Here is a 9,782-nt window from a genome sequence, read left to right on the forward strand (position 1 = left end):
GTCGCGGTGTCCGGGGCCGGTTTTCGTCGTACGGGGGTCAGACCGCCAGCCACACCGCCGTGTCCCTGGGCAGTCGGCCGTCCTCGTCCAGGGGGCCGCTGGCCAGCAGTACGCCGGTGTGGGCCGGGAGTTCGGCGGGGGCCCCGGCCAGGTTGACCGCGCAGACCAGGGTGGTCCCGCGCGCGAACATCAGGACGTCCCGGTCCTCGGTCAGCCAGCGCAGCCGGCCGGTGTGCAGCTCGGGCAGGGAGCGGCGCTGCCGCAGGGCCTCGCGGTAGAGGGACAGCATGGAGGCGGGGTCGGCGGCCTGGAGGCCGGCGGCGCGGGGCGCCCAGTCCGGCGGGATCGGCAGCCAGGGTTCCACCGTCGAGCCGAAGCCCGCGTACGGTTCGTCCGCCGCCCAGGGCAGCGGGGTGCGGCAGCCGTCGCGGCCGGGGGCCCGGCCCTGGGAGCGGAAGTACATCGGGTCCTGGATGCGGTCCAGCGGTACGTCGGCCTCCGGCAGGCCCAGCTCCTCGCCCTGGTAGAGGTAGACGGAGCCGGGGAGGGCGAGGGAGAGCAGGGCGGCGGCGCGGGCGCGGCGGGTGCCCAGCTCCGGGTCGCTGGGGACGCCGAAGGCCTTGCTGGTGAAGGCGAAGCCGGTGTCCTCGCGGCCGTAGCGGGTGACGGTCCGGGTGACGTCGTGGTTGCAGAGGACCCAGGTGGCGGGGGCGCCGACCGGGGCGTGTTCGGCGAGGGTCTCGTCGATGGACCGGCGCAGCCGCTCGCCGTCCCAGGGGCAGCTCAGGAAGCTGAAGTTGAAGGCGGTGTGCAGCTCGTCGGGGCGCAGGTAGCGGGCGAAGCGCTCGGAGTCGGGGAGCCAGACCTCGCCGACGAAGATGCCCCCGAACTCGTCGGCGATGGCCCGCCAGCCCCGGTAGATGTCGTGGAGCTCGTCCCGGTCGACGTACGGATGCGGGCCCGGGTGCCCGGCGAGGTCGGGCAGGGCGGGGTCCTTGGCGACGAGGGCGGCGGAGTCGATGCGGACCCCGGCGACGCCCCGCTCGAACCAGAAGCGCAGGACGTCCTCGTGCTCGCGGCGGACGGCGGGGTGGGCCCAGTTGAGGTCGGGCTGTTCGGTGGCGAAGAGGTGGAGGTACCACTCGCCGTCCTCGGTGCGGGTCCAGGGCACTCCCCCGAACTCGCTCTCCCAGTCGTTGGGCGGCAGTTCGCCGTGGGCGCCGCGGCCGGGGCGGAAGTGGAAGAGTGCGCGCTCCGGACTGCCGGGGCCCGCCGCGAGCGCCGCCTTGAACCAGACATGCTGGTCGGAGACGTGGTTGGGCACGATGTCGATGATGGTCCGGATGCCCGCCGCACGGGCCTCGGCGATGAGCTTCTCGGCCTCCGCGAGCGTCCCGAAGGCCGGGTCGACGGCCCGGTAGTCCGCGACGTCGTAGCCGCCGTCCGCCATCGGCGAGAGGTACCAGGGCGTGAACCAGAGGGCGTCGACGCCGAGTTCGGCCAGGTAGGGCAGCCGGGACCGCACGCCCGTCAGATCGCCGGTGCCGTCGCCGTCGCCGTCGGCGAAGCTGCGGACGTAGACCTGGTAAATGACGGCCGAGCGCCACCAGTCGTCGGCGGCGGGCTGGCTGCCTTCCATAAGGCGGGTTCCTTTCGGACGGGCGCGGTCGCCGGCGGGGTGTGCCGGTCCGCGCAACAGGGAGGTGCTGGAGGTCGGGCGCCGCCGCCCCGGAGCGGGGCGGGAAAGCCGGGGGCGGCGGCGGGTCCGGATGGGGCTTCGCCCCCGGTCATGGGTCAGCCTTTGGTGCTGCCCGCGCTGATCCCGGCGATGATGTGCCGCTGGAAGACCAGGAACATCAGGACCATCGGGATGCTGGCGATGACCATGGCGCCGATCAGCACGGTCAGGGGCACGTTCTGGGAGAGCTGGACCAGGGCGACGCTGATCGGCTGTTTGTCGGTGTCGGAGAAGACCATCAGGGGCCAGAGGAAGTCCTGCCAGACGGCGACGAGCGCGAAGATGGAGACGACGCCGAGCACCGGGCGGGACAGGGGCAGCACGATGGACCAGAGGGTACGGAGCCTGCCCGCGCCGTCGACCTCGGCCGCCTCCAGGACGTCACGCGGGATCTGGTCGAAGAACCGTTTGAGCAGGTAGAGGTTGAAGGCGTTCGCGACCGCCGGCAGCCAGATGGCGAGGGGGTCGTTGAGCAGGTTGACGTGGATCAGCGGCAGGTCCGCGATGGTGAGGTACTTCGGTACGACGAGTGCCTGGACCGGGACCATCAGGGTGGCGAGGATGCCGCCGAGGATCACCGTGCCGAAGACGGGCCTCAGCTTGGACAGGGCGTAGGCGGCGGCCGTGCAGAAGACGATCTGGAGCAGCCAGGCGCCGGTCGCCTGGACCACCGTGTTCCACAGGTGGGTCGGCAGCCGCATCAGCTCCCAGGCGTCGGTGTATCCGGTCATCTGCCACTGTTCGGGGACGAGGGTGGGCGGGGTGCGCACCGCTTCCTCGGGCGGTTTCATCGCCCCCGTGACCATCCAGTACACGGGGAAGAGGAACGCGAGGGCGAAGAGCAGGACGACGAGGGCGAACACCGACCAGTACGTGGCCTTGCCGCGCCGGGTCGCGAGCGCGTGCGGGGAGACGATGGTGCGCACGGACCGCTCGGCCGGTGCGCCTGCGGGCCGTGTGGCGGGAGCGGCCGGTGGCCGCTGTACCGGGGGCGGGGCTGTCTGGGTCATGGTGGCGGGGCCCCCTGTCAGTCGGTGCGGGTGAGTCGCAGATACAGGGCGGAGAAGGCGCTGAGCAGCAGCAGGAGCAGCACGCTGAGGGCGGAGGCGCCGCCGAAGTCGTTGTAGAGGAAGGCGTACTTGTAGATCAGGTAGAGCACGGTGACGGTGGAGTTCTCCGGGCCGCCCCCGGTGATGACGAAGGGTTCGGTGAAGACCTGCATCGTCGCGATGACCTGGAGGAGCATCAGCATCAGGATGATGAACCGGGTCTGCGGGATGGTCACGTGCCGGATGCGCTGCCGGACGGAGGCCCCGTCCAGCTCGGCGGCCTCGTAGAGCTCGCCGGGGATGCCCTGGAGCGCGGCGAGGTAGATGAGGACGGTGCCGCCCATGTTGGCCCAGGTGGCGACGATGACCAGGGAGACGAGGGCGGTGTCGGAGCCGTTGGTCCAGTTCGACGTCGGCAGGTGGAGGAAGCCGAGCACTTCGTTGGCGAGGCCAGCGCCCGGATCGTAGAACCACTTCCAGAGCAGGGCGCTGACCACGGGCGGGATCATCACCGGCAGGTAGACCACGACCCGGAAGAACGCTTTGGCGTGGCGGAGTTCGTTGAGGACCAGGGCCATGACGAACGGGACGGCGAACCCGATGACCAGGGCGAGCAGAGTGAAGGTGAGTGTGTTGCGCCAGGCCGCCGTGAACTCGGGGTCCTGGAAGACCCGGGTGAAGTTGGCGGTGCCCACCCACTGGGGTTCGGAGCCGGGCGTGTACTTCTGGAACGCGATGATCACGGACCGGACGGCCGGATACCAGGAGAAGAGGATGAAGCAGAGCAGACCCCCGGCCAGGAACGCGTAGGCGGTGGCCTGGTCGGCGATCTTCCGGCGCAGCGGGCCCAGCGGCCCCCGGCCCGCCGGGCGGGCACCCCTTGAGGGGGGCTTCGCACCGGAGGGCCGCGTCACCGCGGGTGGAGCGGGCTGGGCTGTGGTCTTCATGGCTCTCAGCCCCGGGCCAGGATTCCGTCGATCTTGGCCTGGGCGTCCTTGAGGAGCCGGTCGATGTCGGCGTCCTTCTTGGTGAGGACCGCGGATACGGCACCGTCGAGGACGGCGTAGATCTGCTGGCCGTGCTTGGGCTCCAGCTTCATGTCGAGCTTCTGGCCGCCGTCGATGAACGCCTGGTAGTTCTCCACCGGGACGTTGGCCGAGGCCTTCTTCAGCTCCTGGTCCTTGGCGTCGGTGGCCCCGGTGAACAGGCGCGGCTCGGGCAGGCCGACCGGGGACTTGTCCTCGGCGGCACGGGCGTAGTTGTTCATGAAGCCCTGGCCCGGGGTGAGGAAGGTCCACTCCAGCCACTTGAGCCCGGCCTTGATCTGGTCCGGGGTGGCCTTCTTGTTGAACATGTAGCCGTCGCCGCCCATGAGGGTGCCCTTGCCGCCGGGCATCGGGGCGAACGCGAGGTCCTCGTACTTCCCGCCTGCCTCCTTGACGATGCGCGGCACGTTGTCGGGGGCGGCGAGGTACATGCCGAGCTTGCCGGAGCCCATCATCTGGAGGGTGTCGTTGATGATGAGGAGCTGCTTGGCGCCCATGGAGTTGTCGCGCCAGCGCATGTCCTTGAGGTTCTGCAGGACGGCCCTGCCCTCGGGGGTGTCCACCGTGGCCTTCTTGCCGTCCTCGCTGACGACCGAGCCGCCCTGCGAGTAGATGTGGGCGGTGAAGTGCCAGCCGCCCTGGTTCTGGGCGCTGTACTCGGCGAAGCCGACGGTGCCGTCGCCCAGGCCCGCGATCTTCTTGGCGGCGGCCTGGACCTCGGGCCAGGTGGCCGGGGGCTTGTCGGGGTCGAGACCGGCCTTGGTGAAGAGCGCCTTGTTGTAGAGCAGGCCCATGGAGTAGTTGGTGCGCGGGACTCCGTAGATCTTCCCGTCGACCGTGTAGGCGTCGCGCAGGGGCTGGGCTATGTCGTTGTACGCCTTGAGGTCCTTGACGTACTCCGTGATGTCCGCGGCCTGGTTGATGGAGACGACCCGCTCGGTGTCGGTGAAGTACGTATAGAACACGTCCTCCATCTGACCGCCTGCGAGCTTCGCGTCGAACGTCTTGGGGTCCTGGCACGGGAAGGCGTCGTGCGCGGTGATGGCGATGTCCGGGTTCTGCTTCTCGAACGCCTTGACGTCCTCGTCGAACCGCTGGTGGTCGATCTTCGCACTCGGCTGGGGCCGGCAGTTGACCGTGATGCGCGTCCTGTCGTCCGCGGCGCTCCCGCCCTCGGAGTTGCAGGCGGCCAGGCCGGTGACGGCCAGAGCGGTGGCGACGGCGGTGGCACAGGTACGACGAAGAACAGGACTTCTCATCGGTGGACCCCTCTAGGGCAGGAGTGCGGGAAGCCCACAGCCAGGAGCTGTGTGGCGGAGCACACTCAACCACCGCCGACGAATGTCCGCAAGATGTCGCGTTGATTTCGTAAATCATTGACAGCTCTTGAGCGTTGCGCGCGGCAAGCACCCCGGAAAGTACGGTCGTGAGGCTGTACGCGGAGGGGTGGATCCGGCTATTACGGGCACGGCGGCTCCGCAACGCCCGCAAGCGGCTCCAGCCGGGGCGGGGCGCGGGTCACTGCCGGGAAACGTGAGGGGCCCCTGCCGGGAAACGTGAGAAGGAAGGGGGTGCGGCGACTGGGCGGCGGCCGGGATGCACACGGCCGGGCCGTTCCGTCGTCGACGGGTTGGGAGCGCTCTCCGCACGGACGTGCGGGCCGTTCACCGGCACAGGGCGGGCTTTTCACAGCCTGTCGCCGGGTGGCCGCGGCGGCGTCGGTGTCTTCTGGAGCACCCGGCCGACCCGCGGCCCCACCCACTCCGGCAGGCGACGCTTCTTCAGTAAGCCGTCGCCTCAGATACGCAAGAACATGGCAATAGTTGCACGACGTTTATCGTCCCGTGATGGACATGTCCATCACCAGGCGGTGAACTCCGGTGCTAGCGGAAGGCGGCGGACGACCGTACGCCGCCGAAGTCGATCGCCCGGTCGGCGTCGCGCAGGACCTCTTCGGCCACGCGGCGCACCTCGGCGGGCACGTCTCCCTGTTCCTCCACGAGGCCGGCGTAGATCGGTGCGTCGGTGCTGTCTGCGGAACTCATGCGGAATTTCCCCGTCAGGTCTGGGTCGGATAGCCGCCGCCGGTCGGCGGAGGCGGGGGCGAGTGTACGTGGTGGGCACCGGGCGCCGCGATTCCCACCCGGGGACCGAGACGCCCCGCACCTGCCGGAACAGCGAGCGGGTGGCCGACGGTGACGGCGGTCACCGGATGGCGGGGCCCGCGCCGAGGTGCTCCAGAGGAAAGCCGGCACGGGCGGCGAGGGAGGTCAGCTCGTCGGTACGGGCCGCAGGCAGGCCCACCACCGGGTGGCAGTCGGACTCGATGCCGAGAACGGCCAGCGCCGCACCGACCTCCCGGTAGTGGCGGCCGCAGGCATGCAGGAAACTTTCGGTCGGCAGGAGCGTCTCCTCGGCACCGAAGAGCACCCACGGGTCAGCGGAAGGCCGCGACTCCAGCTCCGTCAGCCGGGCCCGGATCTCCTGCGCGTCCTCCTTCCAGTCGAACTCCGCGAGCAGTCCGTGGGCGTCGAGCGCGTCGATGAGGGCTATCCACGCGAGGTTGTCCACCGGTTCGTCGATGCCCCGCTGGTCCAGCCGGTCCCCGAAGGCGCTCACGTAGTCGTGAGGACTGTCATGGGCCTGCAGCACCTCCTCGGCGACGGCGGGGTGCGCCGGGGCGAGCAGGGAGGCGATCGCGGCGAGGGCCGCACGGATGGCATCGGGTCCGTGAGGATCGGACAGGCCGGACATGACGTCACTCTCTTTCCGTGGTGGGGGTGGCGGCTTCCGCGGGAGGCCGACGGAGGTCGGGGCAGGGCTGCCCGGAGACGTGGCGGGGCTACCGGCAGGCGTCAGGCGGGCGTCGGCCCGGCGGCGGGCAGGGGGCGGTGGCCCTCGGTCCACTCGTTCACCCAGCCGCAGCCCGAGCAGGCGTAGCGGCCGTCGAGTCCGGCGATCTGGGTGCCGCACCGGGCGCATCCGACGTAGGTGATCTCCGGGTGTTCCGTCGGCGCCTCGGAGGGGGCGGGTACGAAGTTCGTCATGCCGGAAACGTAACGCAGGGGTCTGACAGTGCCCCGCTCCCGCCCGGACGGCCGACGTCTCCTTCCCCATGGGTCAACTTCTGATCGAAGAGAAGACATTGTCAGCCGTTTTTGACTGCTTTTCACTATGAACGGCGCGGTGGGGCTCGGCGAGGCAGGATGGCCTCCGTGATGGGCAACCTCCCCGTTGTGACGACCAGTTTCGTCGGCCGCGGCCACGAACTGGACAGCATCAAGCGGGCACTTCAGGATCACCGGCTGGTCACTCTCAGCGGGAGCGGCGGGGTGGGCAAGAGCCGGCTGGCCCTGCGGACCGCCGAACGCGCCCGGGACCGGTACGCGGACGGTGTGTGGTGGGCCGACCTCTCCCATCTGCACGACGACCAGCTGCTCACCACCACCGTCTGCGACGGTGTCGGGCTGCTGGACCACAGCCCGCGCCGCCCGGTGGCCGCGCTCTGCGAATGGCTCTCCGACCGCCGTCTGCTGCTCGTCCTCGACTGCTGCGAGCGGGTCGTCGACTCCTGTCGGCAGCTCGTCACCGAGCTGCTGCTGGCCGCACCGGGGCTCACCGTCCTCGCCACCAGCCGGCAGCCGCTGGGGGCGGAGGGCGAGCACGTCCTGGAGGTGCCCCCGCTCAGCGCGGGTGACGACGGCGACGAGGCCGTCCGGCTCTTCCACGAGCGCGCGGCCGCCGTCGTTCCGGGGCTCTCCCTCGACTCCCCCGGCGACACGGCCGCCGTGGCCGAGATCTGCCGCCGCCTCGAAGGGATACCCCTCGCCGTCGAACTGGCCTCCGCCCAGCTCCGCGAGAGCAGCGCGCAGGAGATCACCGGACGGCTGGCGTCCCGGCTGGACGCCCTCAGCGACGACACGTTCTGGCCCCGCCGCCACCGCGCCCTGCGCACCACGATCGGCTGGAGCCATGAGCTCTGCGCACCGCTCGAACGCCTCCTGTGGGCGAGGCTCTCCGTCTTCCGGGGCGTCATCACGGCGGCCGACGCCGAGGCGGTGTGCGCGGGCGGGCCCCTCGGGCCCGACGAGATCGCCCCCGCGCTGGAGAGCCTCGCCGAGCAGTCCGTGCTCCGGCGCACCGGGGACGGCTACCGGATGCTGGACACCCTGCGCGAGTACGGGGCGATGTGGCTCGCCGAGCTGGCGGAGGACGCGCTCTTCACCGACCGGCACGCCCGGCACTTCGCGCAGACGGCGGTCCAGGCGCACACGGGGTGGCTGGGCCCCCAGCAGGTCGCGTGGTACCACCGGGTCGCCTCCACGCACGCGGATCTCTGCGCGGCCCTGGAGCATCTGCTGACGGAGGACCCCGAGCGGGCGATGGAGATGGCCGGGTGCGCCGGTCTGTTCTGGAGCTGCTGCGGCCATCTGCACCAGGCCCGGACCTATCTGGAACGGGTGCTGGCCCTGCCGCTCTCGGCCGGACCGCACCGCACCCGCGCGCTCTGGGCACTCGGCATCACGCTGACCCTCCAGGGGGACCACGAGGCGGCCCGCCGCATCGGGGCGGAGTGCGAGGAAGCCGCGCGGCTGAGCCAGGACGCCGAGGCGGCGCTCCTGGCGGCCCACTCCGTGAGCTTCACGTATCTGATGATGGGCCGGCCCCAGACCGCGCACCTGGTCAGCGACCACGCCCTGCGCCGCCACCCGGGTGACCCCGCCGACGCGCCCTCCCGGATGCGCTGCCGGGTGATACGTCTCTTCTCCCTGTCGGCGCTCGGCCGCCTGGACGAGGCGTACGAGGAGGCGACCCGGCTCCAGCGGATAAGCCTGCGCTTCGGCGAACACTGGGCACGGGCCTACGCCGACCACCAGCTCGCCCTCATCCATCTGCTGCAGGGCCGCCCCCGGCACGCCGAGAGCCACGCCCGCGCGATGCTCGCGAGCAAGCACGAGCTCCACGACAGCCTCGGCATCGCCCTCGGGCTCGACCTGCTCGCCGGGGCGATCGCCGCCCAGGGGGACGGGGTCACCGCCGCCCGGACCTCCGGCACGGGCCACACGTACTGGCGGATCATCGGCCACCCCCACCGCGGCACCCCGGAGCTCGGGGCGATCCGGGAGCAGTGGGAGCGGCAGGCCCGCCGGGCGGCCGGGGACACCGCGTACGAACGGGCCTACCGGCGGGCCTCGGCCGACGACGCGGAGCGCGGCCTGGCCCACGCCCTGGAACGGCAGCTCCCCTCGTAGAACGGCTGGTTCATCCCCCGGCTGGAACGGCTGGTTCACCCCTCGGCCCACCCGGTCCACTCGGTGGACCCGTGCGGGGAGGCGTCACTAGCCTGCCGGTATGACGATCATCAGCCGGCTCCGCCCCGGCCATGCCGAGGCCCTGCTCACGTTCGAGCGGGAGAACCGCGCCTATTTCTCGGCCTCCGTGCCGGACCGGGGTGACGACTACTTCACCGGCTTCGCCGCGCGCCACGGCGAGCTGCTCGCCGAGCAGGAGGCCGGGCTGCACCACTTCCACCTCATCGAGGACGCCGACGGGACGGTGCTGGGGCGGATCAACCTCGTGGGGGTCGAGGGAGGGTCGGCGGAGCTCGGCTACCGGATCGCCGAGAAGGCCGCGGGGCGCGGTCTGGCGACCTGGGCGGTCCGGTGGATCTGCGCGTCGGCGGTCACGGAGTACGGGCTCGCCACGCTGCGGGCGGAGACCACGCTCGACAACGCGGGCTCCCTCGCCGTACTGGCCCGTACCGGGTTCGAGCCGGTGGGGGACGTCATGTTCGGCGACCGCCCGGGGCGCCGGTACGTCCTCGACCTGCACAAGGGGGCATAGGGGAGGCGGGGAAGGCGCAGAGGAAACAGCGGAAGGGGTACGCCGGGTGTCCGGCGTACCCCTTCCCGTGCCTCGGCGGTGTGTGCCCGCGGCGGCGGTCAGTCG

Annotated in this window: 10 protein-coding genes (1 of these 10 only partly in view); 2 read left to right on the top strand and 8 right to left on the bottom strand. The window is 71.1% G+C overall.

Going from position 1 to position 9,782, the window contains the following annotated elements:
• Positions 1-37: 37 nt before the first annotated feature.
• The 7 genes from ACFW9Z_RS23265 to ACFW9Z_RS23295 form a co-directional block, all read right to left on the bottom strand.
• The gene (locus tag ACFW9Z_RS23265) at positions 38-1,639 is read right to left on the bottom strand and encodes a glycoside hydrolase family 13 protein (RefSeq protein ID WP_384643992.1); all 1,602 of its coding nucleotides are present in this window, start codon (positions 1,637-1,639) and stop codon (positions 38-40) included.
• 155 nt (positions 1,640-1,794) lie between these two features.
• A complete protein-coding gene (locus ACFW9Z_RS23270; RefSeq protein ID WP_384643994.1) occupies positions 1,795-2,748 on the bottom strand; it encodes a carbohydrate ABC transporter permease in 954 nt (317 codons plus the stop codon).
• Between the two features lie 17 nt (positions 2,749-2,765).
• Positions 2,766-3,734 carry a carbohydrate ABC transporter permease gene (locus tag ACFW9Z_RS23275; protein ID WP_384643996.1) on the bottom strand — a complete coding sequence of 323 codons (969 nt, stop codon included), beginning with the start codon at positions 3,732-3,734 and terminating at the stop codon, positions 2,766-2,768.
• Positions 3,735-3,739: 5 nt separating this feature from the next.
• Positions 3,740-5,092, bottom strand: a complete 1,353-nt coding sequence (locus ACFW9Z_RS23280; protein ID WP_384643998.1) for an ABC transporter substrate-binding protein — start codon at positions 5,090-5,092, stop codon at positions 3,740-3,742.
• 624 nt (positions 5,093-5,716) lie between these two features.
• On the bottom strand, positions 5,717-5,878 hold the full coding sequence (locus ACFW9Z_RS23285; RefSeq protein ID WP_384644000.1) for a hypothetical protein: 162 nt from the start codon (positions 5,876-5,878) through the stop codon (positions 5,717-5,719).
• Between the two features lie 160 nt (positions 5,879-6,038).
• Entirely contained in the window at positions 6,039-6,578 is a 540-nt protein-coding gene (locus ACFW9Z_RS23290) for a hypothetical protein (protein WP_384644142.1), read from the bottom strand.
• A 110-nt stretch (positions 6,579-6,688) separates the two neighbouring features.
• A complete protein-coding gene (locus ACFW9Z_RS23295; RefSeq protein ID WP_384644002.1) occupies positions 6,689-6,880 on the bottom strand; it encodes a hypothetical protein in 192 nt (63 codons plus the stop codon).
• 171 nt (positions 6,881-7,051) lie between these two features.
• On the opposite strand from ACFW9Z_RS23295, the gene ACFW9Z_RS23300 reads away from it, so the two are divergent.
• Both ACFW9Z_RS23300 and ACFW9Z_RS23305 read left to right on the top strand, forming a co-directional pair.
• Positions 7,052-9,085: an ATP-binding protein gene (locus ACFW9Z_RS23300; protein WP_384644144.1), complete on the top strand. Its 2,034-nt coding sequence runs from the start codon at positions 7,052-7,054 to the stop codon at positions 9,083-9,085.
• 100 nt (positions 9,086-9,185) lie between these two features.
• Positions 9,186-9,677 carry a GNAT family N-acetyltransferase gene (locus ACFW9Z_RS23305; RefSeq protein ID WP_384644004.1) on the top strand — a complete coding sequence of 164 codons (492 nt, stop codon included), beginning with the start codon at positions 9,186-9,188 and terminating at the stop codon, positions 9,675-9,677.
• Between the two features lie 98 nt (positions 9,678-9,775).
• Here the strand turns inward: ACFW9Z_RS23305 and ACFW9Z_RS23310 are convergent, their stop codons facing one another.
• On the bottom strand, positions 9,776-9,782 hold the 3' end of the coding sequence (locus ACFW9Z_RS23310) for a PepSY domain-containing protein (protein WP_384644006.1). 806 nt of this gene lie beyond the right edge of the window; 7 of the gene's 813 nt are visible here — the last part of the coding sequence; its start codon lies beyond the right edge, outside the window — the gene reads right to left on this strand; its stop codon occupies positions 9,776-9,778.

This window comes from Streptomyces sp. NPDC059452, from assembly GCF_042750035.1.
Classification (GTDB): Bacteria; Actinomycetota; Actinomycetes; order Streptomycetales; family Streptomycetaceae; genus Streptomyces.

Coding starts and splice junctions, on each gene's coding strand:
- ACFW9Z_RS23265 (WP_384643992.1), bottom strand. CDS start 1,639: ATGGAAGGCAGCCAGCCCGCCGCCGACGACTGGTGGCGCTCGGCCGTC.
- ACFW9Z_RS23270 (WP_384643994.1), bottom strand. CDS start 2,748: ATGACCCAGACAGCCCCGCCCCCGGTACAGCGGCCACCGGCCGCTCCC.
- ACFW9Z_RS23305 (WP_384644004.1), top strand. CDS start 9,186: ATGACGATCATCAGCCGGCTCCGCCCCGGCCATGCCGAGGCCCTGCTC.
- ACFW9Z_RS23280 (WP_384643998.1), bottom strand. CDS start 5,092: ATGAGAAGTCCTGTTCTTCGTCGTACCTGTGCCACCGCCGTCGCCACC.
- ACFW9Z_RS23275 (WP_384643996.1), bottom strand. CDS start 3,734: ATGAAGACCACAGCCCAGCCCGCTCCACCCGCGGTGACGCGGCCCTCC.
- ACFW9Z_RS23285 (WP_384644000.1), bottom strand. CDS start 5,878: ATGAGTTCCGCAGACAGCACCGACGCACCGATCTACGCCGGCCTCGTG.
- ACFW9Z_RS23295 (WP_384644002.1), bottom strand. CDS start 6,880: ATGACGAACTTCGTACCCGCCCCCTCCGAGGCGCCGACGGAACACCCG.
- ACFW9Z_RS23300 (WP_384644144.1), top strand. CDS start 7,052: ATGGGCAACCTCCCCGTTGTGACGACCAGTTTCGTCGGCCGCGGCCAC.